Raw genomic sequence first — 24,149 nt, forward strand, 5'->3', positions numbered from 1 at the left:
GAAACACCATAGGTACAGAATGCTGGTGAAATTATCTATCAAAACGATCTCTTTTACTAATCTACTAGACTTAGCTAGTAATGGACTACTAACTAAATCTAGTATTATAGATGAAACAGTGAAAATTTAGATAAACTCATGTAAAAATTCAGATAAACTTAAAACGGCTAAAGATTGTCCATATGGCATTGTTGTCGTTTTGATTTCCTTATAAAAATCTAACGTATTACCCATACCAGTACCTACTGAGACTTTTTGTAGAGCACCTTCTTCGTTAATTTCTTCTACAATTCCCTGAATGGCTTTATAAGCAGTTTCCCGATATTCTTGACCAATATAGCGTTTATGAATAGATTTCAAGATTCCATAGGCAAAGCCCGCAGTTGCTGAAGCCTCCAGATAAGATGTTTTATCATTGATTAGTGTATGCCATAATCCGCTTTCATTTTGAAATTCAGCCAATGTTTCGATCTGTCTTTTTAATGTATCAATAAGGAATTCTCTTAAAAAATCTCCTTCTTTTAGATCTAAAATTTCAATAAATTCCGGAATTGCAATGGTAATCCAGCAATTGCCTCTGCCCCATAATGCTTCTGCATAATTGTGATTTTCTTCAAATGTCCAGCCATGAAACCATAATCCTGTTTTACGGTCACTTAAATACTTAATATGAATTAAAAACTGTTTTTTTGCTTCTTCAATATATTCTTGTTTATGAAACAGTCTCCCGATTTTAGCTAAAGGTAAAACTGTCATCATCAACGTATCATCCCATAGCTGATTTTTATTTTCTGGTCCATAAGTCATGTGTTGAAGACCATCTTCTTTTGTTCGTGGCATATCATGCATAACCCACTCGGCCCAATTTTCTAAGTAAGGAACAAATGTCTGGTCCTTTGTTTCCTCATATAAAAATGCTAACGTTAATAACGGGGCCATTGTGTTAACGTTTTTTGGTGGAACACCTTCTTCAAATCTAGCTTTAAACCATTCTGTGATAATATCTAAAGCCTTTTGACTGTTTGTTAGTTTCCAATATTTGAAGATTCCGTACAACCCAACACCTTGAGGCCAGTTCCAAACATTCCAACTTTTATCATCAACAACTAAACCATCAAAGTTTAATAAAAATTCACCCGTGTTATCTTTAATTTGTGAAAGGTTATCCATTAACACATCTATATAGTTTATAATGTCATTTTTTTCTAAGATAGCTTGTTTTTGAACCATAATATACCTCCTGATAATTTTAGTCATAGCGTTTAATCTACAAATTCTAAAATAAAGCGCTCTCAAATTAATCTTTTAAATTTCCTAATCACTTTGGATTACTTTTGCTTCACTGTTATTACGTGTTTACTTTTTACCACTTTTGTTTGTTTATTTCCACTTTAATTATAGAAAATTAACTCTCTATGGTCAATAGCAATATTCGCTTTCTTCTTACCGTCACTTCTTAAGGAAGCGTATGGTCCTATCTCACTTGGAATAAACTTTTGTAAGCAACAGTAAAGCGATGGGATTCTCCCCATCGCTTATATTATAAAGTGATACCTACTAAACTCGCTCTTTTTAGGAAAACAGAAGATTGGAAGATTTATAATTGAAAAATACTTTCCTTTAAGATCCTAACAATAAAAGCAAAGTCTTCTTCAGTAATACTTAATGGTGGAGATAGCTGCAAGACATTATTATAGCCCGCAACGGTATCACCATTTTTACTAATTATTAACCCTTTTTCTTTACAAAGTCCAATCACTTTATTCACTTTATCTAGACTTGCAGGTTTCTTCGTTTGCTTGTTTTCCACTAGCTCAATTCCTAATAACAGACCTTTTCCACGTATATCTCCAACAAATGGATGATCTTTAATATCTTCAAGTTCATTTAACAACCGTTCTCCTAACTCTTTAGAACGTTGAACTAGCTTCTCATTCTCCATAATTTCCAAATTTTTTAGAGCTAAAGCACAAGCAGCCGGATTTCCACCAAAGGTGTTAACATGTCGGAATCGGTCATACTCTTCATTACCACTATAAGCTACGTAAATTTCTCTTTTCACTGCAGTTGCTGATAAAGGAAGATATGCACTAGTAATCCCTTTAGCCATTGTAATAATGTCTGGTTTAACATCATAATTCATAAATCCAAACGGTTTTCCTGTTCGACCGAAACCGCAGATAACTTCATCACAAATAAGTAATGCACCGTGCTTTTCACAAATTTCCTTTACTTTTGACATATACCCATCAGGCGGTATTAAAATTCCACCACCTGTAATGATTGGCTCCATAATGACACCAGCTACTGTTTGGCTTAATTCCCATGTCATAACACGATCAATCTCATGAGCACTTTCCAATGTATGAATATCTTCTGGATTACGATACATATCAGGTGGTGCCACATGCAGAAAACCTTGACCTAAAGGTTCATATTTGTATTTCCGTTCTGCTTGACCTGTTGCTGCAAGAGCACCCATTGAATTACCATGATAAGCCCGATATCGTGAAATAAACTTATATCGGTTATTATCACCTTTTTGTTGATGATATTGCCTGGCAATTTTGAAGGCTGCCTCATTTGCTTCCGAACCACTATTAGAAAAGAAGATGACATAATCGTCTCCAAGCCATTCATTCAATTTTTCTGCTAGCTTTATGGCAGGAACATGACTATGTGCAAGAGGGTAATAGGGCATCTCCTTTAGTTGTTCGTATGCGGCTTGAGCAAGTTCTTTTCGACCATAGCCCACGTTTACACACCACAAACCTGACATACCATCTAAGTAGCGATTACCATTTATATCTGTTATCCATGCTCCTTCTGCTTTCGTAATAATCAAATTAGAAGGATTAGGAGCAGATCCTTTCATTGAATGCCAGAGGTATTTCTCATCTGTTTTCTGCAAATTGTGTGTATGATTGGTTGTTTGCATAATAATCAACCCCATCTTCCTTTAATAGGTTCAATGATTAGTAACGAGCAGTAAGCATTTTCTTGCGAGTATAAAACTCTACTCCATCTTTACCATTTGCATGAAGATCACCATAAAAGGATTTCTTATAACCGGAAAATGGGAAGAATGCCATTGGTGCTGGAACTCCAAGATTGACCCCAAGCATACCTGCATCTATTTCTTCACGAAATTCGCGAATTGCGCTAGCACTATCAGTATACAAACAGGCACCATTTGCAAATTCAGATTTATTTGTTAGTTCAATAGCTTTCTCTAAAGTACCTACTCTAACGATCGATAAAACCGGAGCAAAAATCTCCTCTTTCCAAATGGACATGTCAATTTGAACATTATCAAAAATCGTTGGTCCAACAAAATAACCTTGCTCTTTTACTACATCATTTCTTCCATCTCGAATGAGAGTTGCTCCTTCCTCTTCACCACTTTCAATATAATGAACTGTGCGATTTTTATGTGACTTCCGAATAACTGGTCCAAGGAAAACACCTTCATCTAAACCGTTCCCTATTGTAAGATCATCTGCTGCTTTTTTAAGTCGAGCAATTAATTCGTCAGCAACATGACCAACTGCAACTACAACTGATGCCGCCATACAACGTTCACCAGCAGAACCAAATGCTGCACCTATAATATTTGTCACAGCATTATCTAAATTTGCATCAGGTAAAACGATCGAATGGTTTTTCGCACCAGAAAGAGCTTGAACACGTTTACCGTTAGCAGCTGCTGTTTTATATACATACTCAGCAACAGGTTGAGACCCAACAAATGAAACTGCTTTCACATCCTCATTTTCCAAAATACCATTAACAACATCATGTGCTCCATGCACGATGTTTAATACCCCGTCTGGAAAACCAGCTTCTTTAAATAATTCTGCCAAGCGATTTGCTAATAAGGGTGTTCGTTCAGAGGGTTTTAATACAAATGTATTTCCACATGCTATTGCCAGTGGAAACATCCAGCAAGGAACCATCATAGGAAAATTAAAAGGTGTGATCCCTCCTATAACACCTACTGGGTAACGATACATACCAGATTCAATACCAGTCGCAATATCAGGTAGCTGCTCTCCCATCATTAATGTTGGTGCACCTGCAGCAAATTCAACACATTCAATCCCTCTTTGAACCTCCCCATACGCTTCGGTATAACTTTTACCATTTTCTTGCGTTATTACCTTCGCTAACTCCTCCCATTTGTCGATTAATAGTTGTTGATAACGAAATAAAAATCGTGCACGTTTCGGTACTGCAACCTTTTTCCATGTTTTGAATGCTTCTTTTGCCACTTCAACTGCTTGATCTAAATCTTTTCTAGTTGAAATGGGTACTCGTGCTATGATTTCACCAGTTGCTGGATTTGGTACTTCTTCCATTGACCTACTTTCAGACTCAACCCATTGTCCATTAATAAAGTTTTTTAATGGTTGTACAGTTTCTGTTACTTCCATTTATAAAACCTCCTATGTTACCGATATTTAAACTTCTTAAACTCATTATATTTGCAATGAACAACATCATTCATTGGACACTGTGTAAGTTTCTCATTTGAAATTTTCTACATTATGGGATATACAAAATACAAGTGAGAGATATTTGTGATAAGTCAACATTAAATCAAACAACTTTTTTATGGAATAAATTCTATATTTTACTGAGCTTAAATACCCAATGCTATGACGACCTTTATCGCAATCCTTCCTCTTGGTTAAGGGCTTCATTGACTCTATGACGACATTTCACATGTCTTTCCTCTCCCTTAAAGCTGACTACAGCGTGAAGGAACAGTCTAGATAGAAAAAATCCAATAAAAAAGGCTGTAGACAAACTCGATCTTTTATCGAGTCTGTCTACAGCATGAATGAAAAGGGTAGCTAGTTTATTCTAGCTACCCTTTTCCATATTACTTATTCTTTTAAATCCTCAATTGAGTCAATATCCATATATGCTGGTACAACTAACCCAAGCTTAGTTCCTGTAAGGTTTGCACCTAGATCTTCAAAGTTTCCTTCATATTCAGCATAATAATCAGCGTGAGTTGTTGGTAACCATGCGCCTACCATTGCATCAGCACTACCATCTGCAATACCAGCCCACATTGGACCTGCATCAACCTGAACTAATTCTACTTCATATCCAACACTTTCTAGAACATTCCCAGCAACATGTGTGCTTGCAATTACGTCATCCCATGCTACATAAAGAAGCTTAAGCTCTTCACCTTCAACCTCGTTAACACCTTCAGTCCATGCGCTAACTACCTCTTCATTTTCACTTACCCATTGTTCTGCTGCTTCAGTTGGTTCATTACCTTCTTGAATTAAATTCATAACTGTTTCAATATGCTCTGGCTCCCAGTTAAATTGATCAAGAAGCTTATGAGCATCAGGTTGATCTTCCTTTAATCCTTGACGAGCAATCGTGTTAACATCTTCAGCTCCACCATAGATTCCTTTTGGGTCTTCAAGGTATTTTAAGTCATAGCTTGCAAATTTCCAGTGTGGACTCCAGCCTGTTACAATGATTGGCTCCTCTTTGTCATATGCCTTTTTCAAAGCTGCGGCCATAGCAGCACTTGAACCTTCTACTACATCCCAGTCATCTAAACCGTATTCTGGTAAAACTTCATCAATTGTTAACTTCATTAATCCTGCACCAGGATCAATTCCTACTATTTCATAATCAAGCTGTTCTCCTACAGATGCAGTTGATCCTTCTGATTCTGAAGACGTTGATCCGCTTGTTTCATTTCCTCCACACGCGGCTAAGCCTACTGTTAGTGTTAATGCTGATGTAATACCTATTAATTTTTTTAACATTATACTGTTCCCCCTTGTTTTTTCTTACCTATATTTTGTGTGATGCGGTCTAGTAAAATAGCAATAACAACGATTGCTAGACCTGCTTCAAACCCAACACCAGTTTTAATTTGTGTTACAGCACGATAAACCTCTGTACCAAGTCCTGGAGCTCCTACCATAGAGGCAATAACAACCATTGATAAAGCCAGCATGATACTTTGGTTAATTCCTGCCATTATCGTTGGCATAGCTAGTGGTAGTTGTACCTTAAGAAGCTTTTGCTTTGTTGTAGAACCAAATGCTTCAGTTGCCTCAATTAAATCTGCTGGTACCTGCTTAATTCCAAGTACAGTTAAGCGAATTGTCGGTGGCATCGCAAAAATAACAGATGCAATAACTCCAGGTACCACACCAATACTGAAGAAAAAGATGGCTGGTAGTAAATAAACGAATGCTGGCATAGTTTGCATCAAATCAAGTATAGGTGTTACTACTTTTCTTACTCTTTCACTTTGTGATGCCCAAATACCAACTGGAATTCCAATCACAATGGAAATCAACACGGCAGTTAACACAAGAGCCAAAGTTTCTAGCATATCTTCCCAATAACCTAAATTATCAATAAGAAATAAACCTATTAATGCAAATAAAGCAATTCTTATATTACAAACCTTCCAAGATAGTAAACTTATAAGAATGATTAATAGAATAGAAGGTATAAAGCCTAAACCAGATACGATTCCTTCAACAAAGAATTCAACACCAGTAGATATACCATCAAACAATCCATCAAAGGTGTTTGTCATCCAGTCAACTAAAGCATCTATCCAGTCTGCTAAGGGAAGCTTCGGTAAAAATCCTTCCATCTTACATCACCTCCCTAGTTTCTGGTGCTTCAGATTCAGTTTCATTTATATATTGTTCATTTCCAGTAAGTGCACCAATAACAGCACCCTTAATTAAAATTCCTTTTAATCGGTTATTTTCATCTGTAACTGCAACAGGAATAGTTGCAGCTGACACTTTTTCAAATAAATCTATTAATAACGTTTCCGTTCCAACGACAGTAGTATCTTTTTCGAGGTAGTACTCTATTGACTGATTTTCTTCAGCTGCTTTTGAAGCATCTTTTGCCGTAATGACACCAAGAAGCTTCTGATGTTTATCCACAACATATATAGATGAAATTCCTAAGTTCTTCATTAATTTAAGCGCAACACGTGGACCTTTATCAATTTGTACGGTCTCAGCACGCTTCATAACATGTTGTGCAGTTAGTACCTTCGAAAGATCAACGTCTTCTACGAATCTCTCAACATATTCATTAGATGGACTCATTAATATTTCTTCAGGTGTACCTATTTGTACAATGTTACCATCCTTCATAAGGGCGATTCGGTCACCAATACGAAGAGCTTCATCTAAATCATGGGTAATAAAGACAATGGTCTTCTCCATATTAGATTGTAATTCTAGCAACTCATCCTGCATGTCTTTTCTAATCAATGGATCCAATGCGCTAAAAGCTTCATCCATTAAAAGTACATCAGGATCATTTGCCAGCGCTCTCGCTAATCCAACACGCTGCTGCATTCCACCACTTAATTGACTTGGGTATTGATTTTCATAGCCATTTAATCCTACTAACTCTAATGCTTCTAATGCTTTTTTACTTCTTTCTTCCTTTACTACACCTTGAATTTCTAATCCATATTCCGTGTTTTCAAGGACTGTTTTATGTGGAAACAGAGCAAATTTTTGAAAGACCATACTTATTTTCTTTCTTCTTACTTCTCTTAGCTCTTCTTTGTTCATTTTCACAACATCTTTACCATCTATTTGAACCTGCCCTAATGTTGGTTCAATAAGACGATTAAGTAATCGAACTAAAGTAGATTTACCACTACCAGATAAACCCATAATCACGAATATTTCTCCAGCCTTTACTTCAAAGGATGCTCGGTTAACACCAACAGTTGAGCCTGTTTCCTTTAAAATTTGTTCCTTTGTTTTCCCTTCCCTAACTAACTGTAAGGCCTTTTTTGATGATTTCCCAAAGATCTTGGTAACATCATTGACCTTAATCTTTATATGGTTTTCTTCCATTCTTTCACCTCATTATATTAGCCTCTTAGGACTTCTTAATTATAAACCTAAAACTAATTTTAGTTCAAACAGTACATATCGTTCCTATCGTTCATATAGTACGTACAGAAATAACTGTACGTACTATATGAAGATTTTACTTAGAAATGCTCCTTTTTACTCCTTTTACTTTAATAAAGCAGCCCTTTACATTTCTTTCATAAATATGTAGTGTAGAATTTAAATAATAAGTATTATTTTAGGATGTGAAATAATTGAAGAACAATGAAATCTTAGACAGAACCAGGACAATGGTTATAGATTCAATTGCTCAAAATATGATTTTATATGGAATCACCCCCTCCGCAGGACGGTTATACGGACTTCTTTTCTATTCCGATAAACCGCTTACGCTTGATGAAATGAAAGAAGAACTCGGGATGAGTAAAACAAGTATGAGTAACTCGGTTAGAAGCTTACTTGATTTAAATATGGTTGAAAAGGTTTGGGTAAAGGGTGAAAGGAAGGATTTATATACAATAAAAGAAGATTGGTATCAGTGCTTTTTTGACTTTTTTACTATCAAATGGAGATCAGCGATCACGACCAATAGCTCGACAATGGAAAAATCAATAGCTCAATTAAAGGAACTTATTGCGGATCCAATGACTTCTGAAGAAACCCGTGAGTCTGCCTTACTAGATATTCAAAAACTAGAAGACAGAATTGATTATTATGATTGGCAAAATCGACTCATTGACAGTTTTGAAACAAAGGACATTCTAAACTTTATACCGATTGAGAAGAAGGAAGAATAGGAAACTTCGTCAAAAATAACTTTATAACACTCAGAAATATATTAAAAACAAAAGCACCCTATATAGTCGACATATTATATTGTCTACTGTATAGGGTGCTTTTTATATTTCATATTGTTACTTTAATAATGTCCACACTTGTTCGTATACCTTCTTAAGGGGAACTTTATATGTGTTGGCAATTGTTTTACATTCTTCAAATTCTGGAGCCCTTTGGATAACTTGTCCATTATATATTCCTTCTTTTACAGTTACAGGTCCCCACTCAGTTTGAATCTGTCTGAATTGCCGTTCTGCTCTAAATACCGTTAATGGATAATATCTTATTCCTAGTGTTGTTGTTTCTTTAAGGAGTATATCTCTTATCTGTTCAAGCTTATCCTGATGACATAATAGCTGCAGTAAAATTCCTGGTCTATTTTTTTTCATATAAATAGGAGTATAATAAACATCATTTGCACCTGATTCAAAAAGTAAATCCATGACATAACCAAGCCATTCTCCCGAGATATCATCAAGATTCACTTCAACTTTCAGCATTTGATCATCAATATGTTCCTCATTTGGAGGAGGTTGTAAAACCATATTAAAAACTCCTCTCCATTACACATTATACTTTATTCTCCAATTACAACTCTAAGGACGTTCGGACGATCTTTAAATGTTTTTGTACCAGCTCCATATCCAATTGCATGAATTTTCATCGATGGAATTGAACAAAACTCCTCAGCTAAAACTGCGACAATAGCAGCTCCTGTAGGGGTAGTTAATTCAAACCTAACATCACTTTGCTCAATAGGAACACCTATTAACATTTCTAAAGTAGCAGGTGCGGGGACCGGGTAAATTCCATGGTCAATATGAATTCTACCTGTTCCTACAGGAATAGATGAAGATTTTACCTTTTTTATTTCTAACTGGTGAATTAAAATAGCAGCTCCCACTATATCAATAATTGAATCTACTGCACCCACTTCATGGAAATGGACTTTATCTAAAGGTATCCCATGTATATGACCTTCAGCTACACCTATTTTCCTAAAGATATTTAATGCAGTTTGAGTTATCTGTTTCGAAAAGCCAGCTGTTTCTATTAAATGTACAATGTCCTTGTAGGTTCTATGATGATGATGCTCATGATGATGATTGTGATCATGTTCGTGACTATGCTCATGGTGATGATCGTGATCTTGTTCGTGACTATGCTCATGGTGATGATCGTGATCTTGTTCGTGATTATGCTCATGATGATGGTCGTGATCGTGCTTGTGACTATGTTCATGATGATGATGATCGTGATCATGCTTGTGACTATGCTCATGGTGATGATCGTGATCATGAGCATGTTTTTTTAAGATTACATCAAATTTTGTACTTGTAATTCCATTTTTAACAACCTTATTCCATTGAAGTTCATACTCTTCTTCTATATTAAGCTTCTTTAATTCTTCTTCAAGAACAGTAGGATCAGCGCCAACATCAATAAGAGCACCAATCATCATATCTCCGCTAATCCCAGAAAAGCAGTCTAGATAAAGTGTTTTCATTTTTGATTTTCTCCTTTTTGTGCTAATTGATGAATTAATACGGCATTGTAAGCAGCACCAAATCCATTATCTATATTAACAACACTAATCCCAGAAGCACATGAATTTAACATCGTTAATAATGCACTTAAGCCATTAAAATTCGCCCCATAGCCTACACTTGTTGGAACAGCAAGCACCGGGTGATTAACAAGTCCACCAACTACACTTGGGAGGGCTCCTTCCATCCCTGCAACAACGACAGAAACTGTGGCATTTTGTATTTCCTCTATTGAATCAAATAAACGATGTATACCAGCTACACCTACATCATAAAATCTCCGTACATTCGCACCCAATGCTTCAGCTGTAATCGCAGCTTCCTCTGCAACCTTTAAATCTGATGTTCCTGCACATACAATCGCAATATAACTCTCACTCTCAACAACTTGCTTCTTATCTTTCCAAAAAAGAATTTGAGCAATTTCATTGTATGTAAATTCAGGATATTCATTTAGGATATGTAATGCTTTATCCTCGGTAATTCTAGTAACAAGAACATTATTTCCCTTTGAACGAATCGCATTTATAATAGAAAGAATTTGTTCCTTTGTTTTTCCTTCACCATAAATGACTTCTGGAAACCCTTGTCTTTTTTTACGGTGATGATCAACCTTTGCGAAACCTAAATTCTCGTAGGTTGCAAGCTTACCTTTTGCTTCTTCAATACTTAATGATCCTGTTTGCACTTGTTTTAAAATATCCTCAAGCATTGTTCTTTCACTCACCTTAGTATATAAATTTAATTTGCACTTTTTACTTAACTATGTTGTTAGTAGCTTTCAGAAATCAGCACTGATTTAAAGTTTAATAACATCTATTCTACTTAGAATCGTACCTCTTTAATCAGATTGTTAAAGAATCTTCATTAAAAATGCTTTGCAATATCTCTTACTAATAATGCATATTTTTGATATATCTTTACATATATTTTATGATTATTCTCATTAGGTTTAATGGGAGAACCCATTGGTATATTTTCTTTTATTTTTTCAAAGGAAGAAGCTTTATCAAGAGCAACTAATCCTGTCCATGCCGCCCCCCAGGCTGCACTATGGTGACTTTCTGAGACATACACTTCTTTTCCAAATACATCAGCAAGCATCTGAAGCCATAAATCTGATCTAGACAACCCACCATTTACATAGATTTTATCAGGTGCTCCAGCTAGATTTTCTAAACTTTGCCCTATTTGATATAGATTAAATGTGATACCTTCTAAAACCGACCGAACGAAATGCTCTTTCTTATGAGTAACATTCATTCCGAAAAAATTACCTCTTGCTTGTTGGTTCCATAGTGGTGCTCTTTCACCATTTATATATGGAAGGAAAATCAACCCTTCGGCACCTGGAGCTACTTTCTTCGCTTCTCCTGTAAACTCATCAAAGCTTCCGTGATCATTTAAAAGTTCCTTTAACCATTGTAAGGCAATTCCACCATTATTGGTTGGCCCACCTATAATAGAGTAATCCTTAGTAAAGGTATAACTAAAGGTTTCATGCTTGTCAGTTATTTTAAAGCCATTAGCAAATTGTCTAATTGCTCCACTCGTTCCAGCTGTAATGGCCACTTCTCCAGGTGAAATAGCTCCTATTCCTAGATTAGCTAATTGTCCGTCTGCAGCTCCTATGACAAATGGTAAATCAGATGATATTCCCATTTCATTCGCCACACCCTCATTTATGCCCGTTAAAACTTCAGTTGGCGGCACTACTACCGAAAGCTGCTCTTTTTTAATACCTGTTAGTTCCAGTAGCTCACCATCCCAGTCTAGTGTGTGGGCATTGAATAAGCCTGTAGCAGCAGCCATCGAGTAATCAACAACACGTTGATCAAACCATTTTAGAAGGATATATTCCTTAATCGATAAGAACAAATATGCATTAAGGTAAGGATCATAATTCTCCTCTTTCATCCATACTAACTTTGAAAGAGGTGACATAGGATGTAGAGGCACTCCCGTTTTCTTGAAAATCTCCACTTTCTTTAGATGCTTTAACTTTTCTGCTTGTTCACTGCTTCTCCCATCTGCCCAAATAAGCGCATTTGATAATGGTTGATGATCCTCTCCTAAACATATTAATGAATGCATAGCAGAAGAAAATGCAATAGTTAACAATTCGCTTCTTTGGATATTTGCTTTTTCTATAGAGTTACGTACTGCTTGGACGGCAAAACGTTCGATTTGATTTGGGTCTTGTTCTACCCAGCCTTGTTGAGGGTAAATGGAAGTAATCATTTCTTCTGATTCAGAGATTACATTTCCTTTCAAATCGAAAACTACTGCTTTTACACTTGTAGTTCCAAGATCAAGACCAATAACAAATTCTCTTGACATATATTCATCTTCCTCTTCAAAAGTATTATTTAAATAGGCTGATTTCGTAAACTTTGTTGCTTTTAGTAACGTTAAGGAAACAGCATTGTATAAAGTCGAGTGGCATCTTTTCCTAGTAAATTAGAACGTTATATTTAGTAGAATAACTATTTTTAACATGTAACTAGTACCATTAGCAACAATCTATCAGAAAAGAGCCTTTACTATGATCAATTTTATATTCTTTCCATAAAAAAGGCTCTGGACAAATTCCAAAGCCTTTATGATTACGAAAGAACCTTATTCATACTACCGCTTTTATATCCAATTAAATCTAAGGTTATATACTTATATCCGTATTTAGTTAGTTCATCTACGATCTTCTCATGATTTTCAAGAACTTTTTGCATATCATTTGGTTCCACTTCGATTCGCGCCATTTCCTGATGAGTCCGAACCCTTACTTGTCGGATATTTAGAGTCTTTAAATATGCTTCTGCTTTTTCGACTCTCGTTAATTTTTCAATCGTAATTTTATCACCATAAGCAATTCTAGAAGAAAGACATGCAAAAGAAGGCTTATTCCATGTTGCTAAGTCGAGTTCTTTCGATAGTTCTCTTATTTCGTCTTTAAATAAGTTAGCCTCTTGTAAAGGACCACGAATTCCCTTCTCTTTCGCTGCTTTCATCCCTGGACGAAATTCATTTAAATCGTCTGCAATGACTCCATATACGATATTTTGAAATCCTTCTTTTTCCATGACAGGAATCAAATGTTCAAATAAGCTATTTTTACAGAAGTAGCAACGATTTCGATCGTTTTCTGTATACCCCGGAATCGCTAATTCTGATGTTTCAATGACTCTGTGTTTGGCACCAATTTTTCCAGCTAATTCTTTTGCTTCTTGCAGCTCACTTGAAGGATATGTTTCAGAATCAGCTGTTACTGCTAACACATTTTCAGTACCTAGTGTGTCAACGGCTACCTTCAATAGGAAGGTACTATCTACACCACCAGAAAACGCAACAACAACTGATCCCATCTCTTGGAGAATTGACTTTAAGCTAAGAAGTTTCTCATTCATGTTTGTCATCTCCTTTCTATTAAACTGTAGATCTTATATATATTTATAGTTAATTGTTATATTGTCATGCTTCCAAAACCACCGTCTACACGGATAAGTGTACCTGTGACAAAGCTAGACGCATTTTCTGAAGCAAGCCAAACTGCTGCACCTTGAAGTTCATCTGGATTTCCAAAGCGCTTCATAGGTGTATGATTCATGATCGATTCAACACGTTCTTCACTCAGAATTTTTCTGTTTTGTTCTGCTGGGAAGAAGCCAGGGATGATAGCATTAACTCGAATACCATGTGGAGCAAATTCTCTTGCTAAGAATTGCGTCATGCTATTGACTCCTGCTTTTGAAACAGAATACGTAAATACTTTAGAAAGTGGTGTTGTCGATGAAACAGAAGAGATATTGATAATACTTCCTTTTCTTCCTTGATCAATCATTTTCTTCGCGAAGATTTGACAAGTTACCATCATTCCTTTTAAGTTAACATCCATTATATCATCCCATTCTTCATCACTTATTTCAAAGAATGGAGTTGCACTATTTTTACCAGGTGCGTTTAAAAGGATATCAAAACCACCAGACCATTGCTCGATTTCCTTTACAACATTTTCTAATGATTCACGGTTACTTACATCAGCTTGAAAAGCTTTAGCTGTTCCACCATCTTCTTCAATTTCAGTAACAACTTGATTTGCCTTTTCAAGGTTACGCCCCACAATAGCAATCTTTGCACCTTGTGCTGACATTCCCTTTGCAATTGATGATCCTAATACACTATTACCACCAATAGCAACAGCAGTTTTTCCAGTTAAATCAAATAAATTTGACATTTACAAGTCCCCCTTTTTTCTCCATAGAAAAATGTTAAGCAATACGTTAAACTTTAATCTTTTAAATTACCTTCATCATTAAATGAAAGCTCAAACAAGTCTGATATCTGTTCCATGTCAGGATGCTCAGCAACATGAGTAAGTAAAGCCTCAGATACTTCTATTTCAGCTATATCTAATGTGTTTTTAATTCGAACCATTTTCACTTGTGTGAAATCCAATATATTACATGTTTTAATAGCAGCTTTTATTGCATCTTTATCATTTGCTAGTGTAGTTGCAATCTTTGTTGGAGCACACACTGTTGAAGTTAGTCCGTTTGCATAAGTTACTTCTCTGTCCATTTTGTCAACAAGGCGTTGTGTTGTAAAATCTGCAGTTCCAACTCCGTTTGCATTTCCTTCTGTTTGATGAGTTAAATCAAGAACAACCATTTTATTTACATCAGGTCCGCCCTTAGCATATGGTGTTGGATATCGTCCCGTAATATTTGGATCCATACCATCTCCACTTATGTTTTTGCCAATTTCATCTATAACAAGAACATCAATTTGCTCAAAAAACAATTTAGGTAATAATTCCTTTGCTAGAGCTTGAAGAGCTGGTTCTTTTTCCTCAATGTCTTCCACAGCAAGAACCTCAACTCTTGCAACTCTATCAAATGCATTTTCTAGAGTTGCTACACCAAATAAGATTGGGGTTTTTTCCATCATCAGCTTTGCCATCGCAGGAACATTTTCAGCCATGTATTTAAAGCCTAATTGATGGGTTGCTTCTGCACCCTTTTGCTTGCCTAAACCAATACTGATCATTTTCATAATGCCACTTTCAACAGGGCCTCTAAAAGCTGTATGTGGTTTAATACGATTAATGACAACAATTCCATCTGCTTCAGAAGCATATTTGTCTATATAAACTGGTAATCCATTTGACAGTTCCCCTAATTTGATTACTTCCATAGAAGAACGGATTTCCGCTTTTACACTTTCTTCTGTTACACCAAGATGAGCTAATACCTCTTTTTGCCCCTCAGCAGTTGCTCCACCATGACTTCCCATACTTGGTACAATAAATGGCGTAGCTCCCAAATCCTTTAAAAATTGAACTGTGTTTGCTGTAACCTCTACAAGTTTATCCATACCTCGGCTACCAACTGCAATCGCAATTTCCATTCCAGGCTTTACTTTCGACCTGATGGATTCTTGCTGTAATTTTTCATTTAAAGCTTGATCTATATTCTCTATTTTCGTGTTATCGAAATTTTGTCTAACTTTCACCATTTTTGGAACCGGGATGTCCTTTAATAAATCCTGAAGAATGCCCATTTATATCTGCTCCTTTTGTCTATTCAACTCATCGCTCAGAAAAAAACTTTTGTGAGTTAGTGAATCCGATATTTTTAACCATTTGATGTAAAATCGCTTCATCGTTTGGAACTTTTCCTTCTTCCACCCATTCGCCTAAAATGTTACATAGGATTCTTCTGAAATACTCATGACGAACATATGAAAGAAGACTACGAGAATCTGTTGTCATACCGATGAAGTGGCTAAGTACACCTAAGTTAGCTAAATCTGTCATTTGGTTTAGCATTCCATTATATTGATCGTTAAACCACCAGCCTGATCCAAATTGGACCTTACCTGGAATTCCTTCTTCAAAGAAGTTTCCTATCATCGTACCAATCACATAGTTATCACGTGGATTTAAGTTGTAAAGCACTGTTCTAGGTAAAGATCTCGCTTGGTCTAATGTATCTAAGAATCGTGATAGACCTTCTGCTAATAAATGATCACCAATTGAATCAAAGCCTCCATCAGCACCAATTAATTCTTTCATATACGTGTTATTATTTCTTAATCCACCCATATGAAGTTGCATAACCCACTCTTTTTCGGCATACATTTTCCCTAATTCAGTAAGAAGATACGAACGATAACCAATTAATTCATCACTTGTAAGCTCTTCATTGTTTAAGCGTTTTGAAAAAATCTTCTCTACTTCATTTTTCTCTATTTTCTTGAATGCCATTAGTGGGATATCATGATCTGATGCACAACAACCATGCTCAGCAAAGTAATCTACACGTTGCTTTAACGCTTCCACTAATTCATCAAGCTCATTAATGTTAACACCAGAAGCATTCTCTAGCTTTGTTAGATATTCTTTAAAGCTAGGTCTTTCTAGATATAGAGCCTGATCTGGACGAAATGTTGGTGCAACTGTCACTTGGAAGCTAGAGTCTTCTTGTAAAAGTTTATGATATTCAAGATTATCAGCTGGGTCATCTGTTGTACCAACAAATTCTACATTTGATTTTTCAATAAATCGACGTGGCTTAAAGTCCTCAGTTTTTAATTTTTCATTACATTCTTCCCAAATCTCTTTTGCAGTATCCCGAGACAAAAGCTTCGTAATTCCGAAATAAGTTCTTAGCTCCATGTGTGCCCAGTGGTATAATGGATTTCCAAACAAATGTGGCATTGTTTCTGCCCAAGCCTCAAATTTTTCCCAATCACTAGCATTACCTGTGATGAGTGCCTCTTTCACTCCGTGAATACGCATAGCTCGCCATTTATAGTGGTCTCCTGCAAGCCAGATTTGTGTAATATTTTCAAATGAATGATTTTCATAGATTTCTTTTGGACTTAAATGACAATGATAGTCAAAAATCGGTAGTTCTTTCATTACATTATGATAAAGTTTCTCTGCGGTAGAATTCGTTAGTAAAAAATCATTACTTAAAAACGTTTTCATTTGTTCTCCTCCAAACCTTTTTTACGCTTTATTAACATTGAGCTGCTATTCCAATTTGTTGCTAGATGCATCAACTATTGCACCATTAGCATACTCACTTCAATTTACCTTAATCATTTCTTAAGGCTTTCCAGACTCTTTAGAAAAACAGAGACATTTTTTAAAATTTCTTTACTGAGCAAAATATATGTTATAATTTACTCATCCTATTAATTAGTTTACAAAACAAATTAATATAATATCTGTAGAATATCACTTCTACTTATACTCGTCAATCATTTGCTTTTATAATAGTCCATATTTAAATAATGATTGTTTTTATGTAATACTACTTAATATATAATGATTTTATTGACGAATGTAAACGTTTTATACCATATACCAAAAGGGTGATTAACATGGCAGCTGGCGATTCTGCTTATATAAAGAAAATAAACAGAAGTTTAATAATAGGGAAAATTTTAAAAGAAGGGATGATCTCGAGAGCAGATTTATCAAAAATTACAAAGTTAACAAGAGCAACAATTTCTGTTCAAGTAGCTGATTTATTACAAGAAGAACTAATTGTTGAATCTCAGCAAGAACATAATACTGTAGGAAGAAAGCCCATCATGCTTTCTTTAAACCGAAAAGCTGGTTATGCACTTGGAATAGATTTGGATTACAAACAAGTCACATTTACCTTATCTGACTTAGGTGGAAATCCAGTAAAAACCGTGGTTACCGAATTAATGAACTCTAATTATGATGAAATTCTAAAACTGTTAGCAAAAGAGATAAGAAAATTTGATGAAAAATGTTCAGAAAGTCGATTTGGTCTTATAGGTGTCGTTATTGGGGTGCATGGCATCGTATCAAAAAAGGAAATCATCGATTTTATCCCTCAGCATAAGTGGGAAAATAAGAATCTAAAAGAAGATCTAGCAAAAGAACTAAACATGAATATTCGGATAGAAAATAATGCAAACCTGTGCTCTTTTGCAGAGCAAGTTTATGAACATCACCAAAGTGAGAATTTAATAAGTATTAGTATGTATTCTGGTATTGGATTGGGTGTCTTAATAAATGGAGAGCTACTTAAAGGATATCATGGGTATGCTGGTGAAATGGGACATATGATTGTTGTTCCTGACGGAAAACCTTGTAATTGTGGAAATTCAGGATGTTGGGAATTGTATGCGTCAGAAGCGAGTCTTTTTTCAGAACTAGAGAATTTACACCAAGTAAAAAATCTAACTTATCAACAAGTAGAGAAATTCATTAACGATCATGATCAGTTAACACTTAATCTATTAGCGCAATATATTAAATATTTAACAGTTGGTTTAAATAATATCATAAATTTATTAAACCCAGAAACACTAGTACTAAATAGTGAATTACTAAAGCTATATCCTGATGCCATTCATGAAATTAAAGCTAATCTTACTTCTTCTGTAAGCCATTATAATGAATTATTTATTTCAGACCTTGGAAAACATGCTGCAGTAATGGGCGCATGTGCTTTTGCCATAAAGGATTTCTTAGAAGTACCAAATATTAGTTTAACGATTGAACATCAAAGCTAATAAATTAAAACATGGTGGGAAATAAGTATTTAAGCTAATGAAAAACCCGAATTATTAGGTGATACTTCAATTAATCATTGACCTAATAGTTCGGGTTTTTATTTGCTGTCTTCAATAGATTTTTGATTTTGCTTATTATTTTTAAGAACTAGTGGAATGGAGCGGAAGACATTTGACTCCTGCGGGTGCAGAGGAAAGGCTGAGACCCCACAGGCGCGCAGCTTACGAGGAGGCTTAGCTTCCTCCCCGCGGAAAGCAAATGTCTGCAGCGCAATGGAACGAACTTCTTTCTTTAAACTTAACTGAATTTAGATTTATTCGTCTCTTTGTATGACATCTTTAATTATGTCCCAGCATCTTTTTGTCATTATCCCATCCAATTAGTGTGAAAAACTCCTTCTTTATCAACACGTTGATAAGTATGAGCACCAAAATAATCACGTTGAGCTTGTAATAAGTTAGCTGGTAATGTTTCGCTACGATAACTATCATAATAAGCAATTGCACTTGAAAAAGCAGGTACAGGAATTCCAGTTTCTACAGCTAATGAAATAACCTTACGCAATGCCGTTTGATATTCCTCTACTACCTCTTTAAAGTATGAATCTAAAAGAAGATTGGCTAAATTAGCATCTCGATCATAGGCTTCTTTAATTTTTTGAAGGAATTGAGCACGAATAATACATCCCCCACGGAAAATCATCGCAATTTCCCCGTAATTAAGATTCCATTGGTACTCCTCAGATGCTGCTCTCATTTGAGCAAAGCCTTGTGCGTATGAAACAATTTTACTTAAATAGAGAGCTTTACGAACTGCCTCAATTAGCTCTTCCTTGTTCCCCTCAAAAGAAGCTTTTTCAGGTCCTTTTAGGAGCTTACTAGCTTTTACACGTTCATCTTTCATTGCAGAAATAAAACGAGAAAATACAGATTCTGTAATGATAGGAAGAGGCACACCTAAATCAAGGGCATTTTGACTTGTCCATTTACCTGTTCCTTTTTGTCCAGCTGTATCAAGGATAACATCAACAAGAGGCTTGCCTGTTTCTTCGTCCTTTTTTGTAAAAATGTCAGATGTAATCTCGATCAGATAGCTGTTTAACTCACCTTGATTCCATTCAGAAAAAACTTGATGAAGATCTTCAGCATTTAAACCAAGTACATTCTTAAGAATAAAATATGCTTCACAAATTAATTGCATATCTCCATATTCAATTCCATTGTGAACCATTTTCACGTAATGACCAGCTCCGTTAGGTCCGATATATGTCACACAAGAATCATTATCAACTTTTGCTGAAATCGCCTGGAAAATTGGTGCAACAAGCTCATACGCTTCTTTTTGACCGCCAGGCATAATTGAAGGTCCTTTAAGCGCACCTTCTTCACCACCTGAAACACCAGTTCCAATAAAGTGGATACCAGTTGATTCTAATTCCTTATTTCGTCTGATTGTATCTTGGAAGAATGTGTTTCCACCATCTATTAAAATATCACCTTTTTCAAGGTATGGTTTTAAAGAATCAATTGTTGCATCTGTAGCAGATCCTGCCTTTACCATCAATAATATTTTTCTTGGTTTTTCTAGTGAATTAACAAATTTCTCAATTGTCTCAAGGCCAATGAAATTTTTCCCAACAGCTTCATTCTTTAAAAATTCTTCTGTTTTCTCAAATGAACGGTTAAAAACAGAAACTGAATAGCCTCTACTTTCAATATTTAGTGCAAGATTTTTCCCCATTACAGCTAATCCAATAACACCTATTTGTTGTTTTGACATAGTCATTTCCTTTCTTAATAGAGATATAAAATTTTATTATCCTCTAGGATTCCAAAATATTATAAAACTACTTTTAATTTGTTTTGTAAACTAATTAATTAATAATTGAAGAATACCACCGTATATCATGGTAGTCAAGTAAGAATATAGAGGGTGCCTTTTAAATGGCACCCTACAATTAAATGTTCATTTTATTTCTTCATTAGCCAGTCCAAAACATTTTGAATGTAGCTGTCCCAGAAATCCCAGTCGTGATTTCCTATTCCTTCTTCATAGACAAATTCCACGCTAGCTTCTTTCAAACGATCTCGAACTGATTGATTCATAGAATATAAGAAGTCTTCTGTTCCACATGCTTGATATAATTCTGGAATGGTACCAGATTCCTTGCAACTGGTAAGCAGATTAAACAAATCTGCCTGACTTCCTTCAAGATGCGAAGGATCCTCAAATATATCTTCCCATTTAAACGGACCTGGAATAGTACCTTTTTTTACTTCATCATATAGCATCACAATATCAAGTGCTCCTGATAAACTTGCAGCTTTAGAATACATTGTTGGATTAGAAAGTGCTAAAAACCAAGCACCATAACCACCCATTGATAAACCTGCAATAAATGTGTCTTCCCTCTTCTTACTTACTGGAAAGAGGCTTTTAACCAACGTTGGAAGTTCTTTTGAAAAAAATGTATAAAATGCACCGCCATGTTCCATATCCTGATAAAAACTATTTTCTGCAGAAGCCATTACAACGGCACAACAATGTTTTTGTGCGAACCGTTCTATATTACTGAATCTTGTCCATGAGCTATAGTTCCCATATGCACCATGTAGGAGATAAACAACAGGAAGTCCCTTTTCATACTGATAGAAATCTTGGGTGTATTTATCAGTAATTTGTTCATCTCCCTCTGGAGTAGGAATAATTACATTTATTTCCACAGTACGTTTCAAAGAAAAACTAAAGTAGTTACAATTTATAAGGGCCATATATTACTTCCTCCCTCTAATTTCACAAAGATAAACTTTTTCATGTGTGGATTATAAATTTACAACATATCCATTATTTTGATCTTTCATTTGCTGACCATTGATGTAAAGGTTTCTTTGTTCATTTTCAAGTAAATAGAATGTAATAGACTCATATGGAAGCTTATATTCACCTTTAATTTGATAACTTACATGGATGTTTTCAGAATCAGCTTCCATCTTCACCGAAACGATTGTGTGATTCTCTTTATAATTAGCTGAAATACCATCATCCTCAAAAAGATTATAAGAAGCCCTGCCTTCTTCCTTATGTGGGAATAACAAGAAGCCACGTTCATCTTTTTCTTTACCGGCAAACGAAGAATCAGCATCATTGATTGGAATTATGCTACCAGCTTTAATTAATAAAGGATTATATTCTATTGGTGCTGGGATTGTAACAGTTTGACCACCTTCATACCACTTGGAAGTATGGTAATCATACCAACCACCTTCGTATGTTGGAAGGTACACTGCTCTTTCTCTTTGTCCCTTTTCAACAACTGACGCAACAAGCATTGATTCACCTAACATGAACTCATCATTTTCTTCAAATGTTTTTTCATCGTTTTCAAACTCATAGAATGTTGGACGAAGAATTGGTTCGTACTTGTCATGTGATTGGTATAACGCCGTATATAGATAAGGGAGCATACGATGTCGGAATTTGATTAGGTCACGAATTAGACCTGTTGTTTCTTCATACATCCAAGGAACATTAACCGTTTTGTCATCATTCCAAGAATGGATCGTAAAGCGTGGATGGAAAATTCCATTTTGTACCCATCTCACTAGTAATTCTGGTTCTGGAGCTGGACCAGAGAAACCACCGATATCGTGGCCAATATTATAAATACCTGATAAGCTCAAGCCAATACCCATCTTAATATTGTATTTTAATGATTTCCAGCTAGTATAGTTATCTCCAGACCATGTTTGTACATAGCGCTGCATTCCTGGACTTCCTGATCTAGAAATTAAATAAGGTCTAATCTCAGGTGCAAATTCCTTTTGTGCTTCATAAGAAGCTTTCATCATAAGAAGTGGTTGAAGAGAACGTACGTTTTCAAAGTTCGTTTCCTCACCAAATCCACTACAAATGGCATTTTTTGACCAAATTTCAAATTCATTGTTATCATTCCAAGTGGAATCGATTCCATATTCTAAAAGTTGCTCAGTGACTTTTTGTTTCCACCATTTAATTGACTCTTCATTTGTAAAGTCGATATACGCACCAACTTCATCCCAGAATTGAGCCATTTCAACTTCACCACTGTCATTTAAAATAAACATTTTCTCTTCTTTTAGTTCATCGAACATTGGGTGATCTTTTAGCAATGCTGGTTTAATATTCGCACACAGTCTTACACCTTTTTCATGGTATTCATTAATAAATCCTTTTGCATCTGGAAACTTATCAGTGTTCCAATTAAACACATAACGCTTATCTTCAATTGATGTATATCCAGAAGATAATTGGAATGAATCACATATAATATCGTTTTCTTCACAGTCTTCAATAAACTTTCTCAATTGCTCCTGTGCATCAGGAGCATCTGTATAAGTCATCGTAGATCCCGAATATCCTAAGCTCCATTTAGGACCAAAGATTGTTTTACCCGTTAGCCAAGAATATTTTTTTACAACATCCTTTACTTCAGGTCCTAAAATCACGTAGTAGTCTAAATCCCCCGCCATAGATTGATAATATCGATACCAACCATGGTAGTTATCCATCTCATTTCCCATATCAAAAATACTTTGAGCCATATTATCATAAAAAATACCAAAAGAAATGTTTGTTTGTTTATTTCTAGTAATATAGAAAGGAATATGTTTATAAAGTGGATCCGTGTGTTGCGCATCATATCCCATCGGATCGATACTTAACATACGGTAACGTTTGCCATAACGGTCCGTTTCTCCACTTTTCTCACCTAGTCCAAAGTACTGTTCGTTTAATGTTCTTTGTTGATAATGATAAATTCCTTCTCCAAGAGATCCATCAAGATTATAAGCTTGCGTGTTTCGATCTGCTGCAATTTGATGATCATTTCCATTAGAATCTTTTGAGAACCAAGTAACCTTAAATCCATCAAGATTGATTTGTAGCTTTAATTTTTTCGTTTCTAGTGTGAAATGACTTTCTCCATTTTGATACTTATATTGAGGAAGTGAATATGGTGACAAGTCAAAACGGTCTCTACCTTTAAGGGGAACGTCATCCATTCCTGGCGCTACTAGCCAAGTATTTTTTTGTTCTAGCTGATCTCCTTTCGATATCATTACTCGTACAATATCTTCTTCTAAAACAAAAACCTTTGCTAAAACATCAGAGTTCTCTAATTGGAAAAGTAGAGTATTATTTTTTTCGTCTATAAATTGAAACTGATAATTTTCTCTTAACGACATATGAATCACCTTTTTCTTCTAGTTATCTTTTACGAATATTACTTAAGCGTTTCATACCTATCTATATTTTTCAGTAGATTAGCAGGTAGTTAACCTG

General features: G+C 35.4%; 19 protein-coding genes. 2 read left to right on the plus strand and 17 right to left on the minus strand.

All coding sequences use genetic code 11. The annotated features are described in order from the left end of the window. Positions 1–126: 126 nt before the first annotated feature. The 6 genes from bglB to proV all read right to left on the minus strand — a co-directional run bounded on the left by bglB (position 127) and on the right by proV (position 7,889). Positions 127–1,230, minus strand: a complete 1,104-nt coding sequence (gene bglB, locus FS935_RS11945) for a beta-galactosidase BglB (protein ID WP_146948819.1) — start codon at positions 1,228–1,230, stop codon at positions 127–129. Between the two features lie 367 nt (positions 1,231–1,597). Continuing rightward, positions 1,598–2,938: an aspartate aminotransferase family protein gene (locus FS935_RS11950; protein ID WP_146948820.1), complete on the minus strand. Its 1,341-nt coding sequence runs from the start codon at positions 2,936–2,938 to the stop codon at positions 1,598–1,600. Between the two features lie 37 nt (positions 2,939–2,975). Further along, positions 2,976–4,433 (minus strand): CoA-acylating methylmalonate-semialdehyde dehydrogenase, encoded by a 1,458-nt coding sequence (locus FS935_RS11955; RefSeq protein ID WP_146948821.1) that lies wholly within the window; start codon positions 4,431–4,433, stop codon positions 2,976–2,978. Between the two features lie 456 nt (positions 4,434–4,889). Beyond that, positions 4,890–5,801 carry a glycine betaine ABC transporter substrate-binding protein gene (locus FS935_RS11960; RefSeq protein WP_146948822.1) on the minus strand — a complete coding sequence of 304 codons (912 nt, stop codon included), beginning with the start codon at positions 5,799–5,801 and terminating at the stop codon, positions 4,890–4,892. Then, entirely contained in the window at positions 5,801–6,649 is an 849-nt protein-coding gene (locus FS935_RS11965; RefSeq protein ID WP_146948823.1) for an ABC transporter permease, read from the minus strand. The genes FS935_RS11960 and FS935_RS11965 overlap by 1 nt, the downstream gene beginning before the upstream one ends. A gap of 1 nt (position 6,650) precedes the next feature. Then, positions 6,651–7,889, minus strand: coding sequence for a glycine betaine/L-proline ABC transporter ATP-binding protein ProV (proV, locus tag FS935_RS11970; RefSeq protein ID WP_146948824.1), 1,239 nt, complete (start codon positions 7,887–7,889; stop codon positions 6,651–6,653). A 254-nt stretch (positions 7,890–8,143) separates the two neighbouring features. Between proV and FS935_RS11975 the strand changes: the two genes are divergently transcribed. After that, on the plus strand, positions 8,144–8,686 hold the full coding sequence (locus FS935_RS11975; RefSeq protein ID WP_146948825.1) for a GbsR/MarR family transcriptional regulator: 543 nt from the start codon (positions 8,144–8,146) through the stop codon (positions 8,684–8,686). Between the two features lie 117 nt (positions 8,687–8,803). Here the strand turns inward: FS935_RS11975 and larC2 are convergent, their stop codons facing one another. The 8 genes from larC2 to uxaC all read right to left on the minus strand — a co-directional run bounded on the left by larC2 (position 8,804) and on the right by uxaC (position 17,261). Beyond that, entirely contained in the window at positions 8,804–9,271 is a 468-nt protein-coding gene (gene larC2 / locus FS935_RS24205; RefSeq protein WP_146948826.1) for a nickel pincer cofactor biosynthesis protein LarC2, read from the minus strand. Between the two features lie 32 nt (positions 9,272–9,303). After that, on the minus strand, positions 9,304–10,233 hold the full coding sequence (gene larC / locus FS935_RS24210) for a nickel pincer cofactor biosynthesis protein LarC (RefSeq protein ID WP_146948827.1): 930 nt from the start codon (positions 10,231–10,233) through the stop codon (positions 9,304–9,306). Continuing rightward, positions 10,230–10,985 carry a nickel pincer cofactor biosynthesis protein LarB gene (larB, locus tag FS935_RS11990; protein ID WP_146949021.1) on the minus strand — a complete coding sequence of 252 codons (756 nt, stop codon included), beginning with the start codon at positions 10,983–10,985 and terminating at the stop codon, positions 10,230–10,232. Before larB ends, larC begins: the two co-directional genes overlap by 4 nt. Before the next feature lie 155 nt (positions 10,986–11,140). Continuing rightward, on the minus strand, positions 11,141–12,613 hold the full coding sequence (locus FS935_RS11995; RefSeq protein ID WP_146948828.1) for a gluconokinase: 1,473 nt from the start codon (positions 12,611–12,613) through the stop codon (positions 11,141–11,143). A gap of 266 nt (positions 12,614–12,879) precedes the next feature. Next, complete coding sequence (larE, locus tag FS935_RS12000) at positions 12,880–13,677, minus strand: ATP-dependent sacrificial sulfur transferase LarE (protein WP_146948829.1); 798 nt, start codon at positions 13,675–13,677, stop codon at positions 12,880–12,882. 56 nt (positions 13,678–13,733) lie between these two features. Further along, a complete protein-coding gene (locus FS935_RS12005) occupies positions 13,734–14,504 on the minus strand; it encodes an SDR family oxidoreductase (protein ID WP_146948830.1) in 771 nt (256 codons plus the stop codon). A gap of 53 nt (positions 14,505–14,557) precedes the next feature. Continuing rightward, complete coding sequence (locus FS935_RS12010; RefSeq protein WP_146948831.1) at positions 14,558–15,829, minus strand: nickel pincer cofactor-dependent isomerase, group 22; 1,272 nt, start codon at positions 15,827–15,829, stop codon at positions 14,558–14,560. Positions 15,830–15,857: 28 nt separating this feature from the next. After that, a complete protein-coding gene (gene uxaC, locus FS935_RS12015; protein ID WP_146948832.1) occupies positions 15,858–17,261 on the minus strand; it encodes a glucuronate isomerase in 1,404 nt (467 codons plus the stop codon). Positions 17,262–17,659: 398 nt separating this feature from the next. Between uxaC and FS935_RS12020 the strand changes: the two genes are divergently transcribed. After that, entirely contained in the window at positions 17,660–18,829 is a 1,170-nt protein-coding gene (locus FS935_RS12020) for an ROK family protein (RefSeq protein ID WP_146948833.1), read from the plus strand. A gap of 367 nt (positions 18,830–19,196) precedes the next feature. Here the strand turns inward: FS935_RS12020 and gnd are convergent, their stop codons facing one another. The 3 genes from gnd to FS935_RS12035 form a co-directional block, all read right to left on the minus strand. Then, on the minus strand, positions 19,197–20,609 hold the full coding sequence (gnd, locus tag FS935_RS12025) for an NADP-dependent phosphogluconate dehydrogenase (RefSeq protein ID WP_146949022.1): 1,413 nt from the start codon (positions 20,607–20,609) through the stop codon (positions 19,197–19,199). A 191-nt stretch (positions 20,610–20,800) separates the two neighbouring features. Next, positions 20,801–21,601: an alpha/beta hydrolase gene (locus FS935_RS12030; protein ID WP_146948834.1), complete on the minus strand. Its 801-nt coding sequence runs from the start codon at positions 21,599–21,601 to the stop codon at positions 20,801–20,803. A 51-nt stretch (positions 21,602–21,652) separates the two neighbouring features. Further along, positions 21,653–24,052, minus strand: a complete 2,400-nt coding sequence (locus tag FS935_RS12035; RefSeq protein WP_146948835.1) for a glycoside hydrolase family 31 protein — start codon at positions 24,050–24,052, stop codon at positions 21,653–21,655. Positions 24,053–24,149 lie beyond the last annotated feature (97 nt).

The sequence above is a fragment of the Metabacillus litoralis genome, assembly GCF_007994985.1.
GTDB lineage: Bacteria > Bacillota > Bacilli > Bacillales > Bacillaceae > Metabacillus > Metabacillus litoralis.

What these genes read in the sequence shown, in the direction of transcription:
- bglB (WP_146948819.1), bottom strand. Translation starts at nt 1,230, where the DNA reads ATGGTTCAAAAACAAGCTATCTTAGAAAAAAATGACATTATAAACTAT.
- FS935_RS11950 (WP_146948820.1), bottom strand. Translation starts at nt 2,938, where the DNA reads ATGCAAACAACCAATCATACACACAATTTGCAGAAAACAGATGAGAAA.
- FS935_RS11955 (WP_146948821.1), bottom strand. Translation starts at nt 4,433, where the DNA reads ATGGAAGTAACAGAAACTGTACAACCATTAAAAAACTTTATTAATGGA.
- FS935_RS11960 (WP_146948822.1), bottom strand. Translation starts at nt 5,801, where the DNA reads ATGTTAAAAAAATTAATAGGTATTACATCAGCATTAACACTAACAGTA.
- FS935_RS11965 (WP_146948823.1), bottom strand. Translation starts at nt 6,649, where the DNA reads ATGGAAGGATTTTTACCGAAGCTTCCCTTAGCAGACTGGATAGATGCT.
- proV (WP_146948824.1), bottom strand. Translation starts at nt 7,889, where the DNA reads ATGGAAGAAAACCATATAAAGATTAAGGTCAATGATGTTACCAAGATC.
- larC2 (WP_146948826.1), bottom strand. Translation starts at nt 9,271, where the DNA reads ATGGTTTTACAACCTCCTCCAAATGAGGAACATATTGATGATCAAATG.
- larC (WP_146948827.1), bottom strand. Translation starts at nt 10,233, where the DNA reads ATGAAAACACTTTATCTAGACTGCTTTTCTGGGATTAGCGGAGATATG.
- larB (WP_146949021.1), bottom strand. Translation starts at nt 10,985, where the DNA reads ATGCTTGAGGATATTTTAAAACAAGTGCAAACAGGATCATTAAGTATT.
- FS935_RS11995 (WP_146948828.1), bottom strand. Translation starts at nt 12,613, where the DNA reads ATGTCAAGAGAATTTGTTATTGGTCTTGATCTTGGAACTACAAGTGTA.
- larE (WP_146948829.1), bottom strand. Translation starts at nt 13,677, where the DNA reads ATGAATGAGAAACTTCTTAGCTTAAAGTCAATTCTCCAAGAGATGGGA.
- FS935_RS12005 (WP_146948830.1), bottom strand. Translation starts at nt 14,504, where the DNA reads ATGTCAAATTTATTTGATTTAACTGGAAAAACTGCTGTTGCTATTGGT.
- FS935_RS12010 (WP_146948831.1), bottom strand. Translation starts at nt 15,829, where the DNA reads ATGGGCATTCTTCAGGATTTATTAAAGGACATCCCGGTTCCAAAAATG.
- uxaC (WP_146948832.1), bottom strand. Translation starts at nt 17,261, where the DNA reads ATGAAAACGTTTTTAAGTAATGATTTTTTACTAACGAATTCTACCGCA.
- FS935_RS12020 (WP_146948833.1), top strand. Translation starts at nt 17,660, where the DNA reads ATGGCAGCTGGCGATTCTGCTTATATAAAGAAAATAAACAGAAGTTTA.
- gnd (WP_146949022.1), bottom strand. Translation starts at nt 20,609, where the DNA reads ATGTCAAAACAACAAATAGGTGTTATTGGATTAGCTGTAATGGGGAAA.
- FS935_RS12030 (WP_146948834.1), bottom strand. Translation starts at nt 21,601, where the DNA reads ATGGCCCTTATAAATTGTAACTACTTTAGTTTTTCTTTGAAACGTACT.
- FS935_RS12035 (WP_146948835.1), bottom strand. Translation starts at nt 24,052, where the DNA reads ATGTCGTTAAGAGAAAATTATCAGTTTCAATTTATAGACGAAAAAAAT.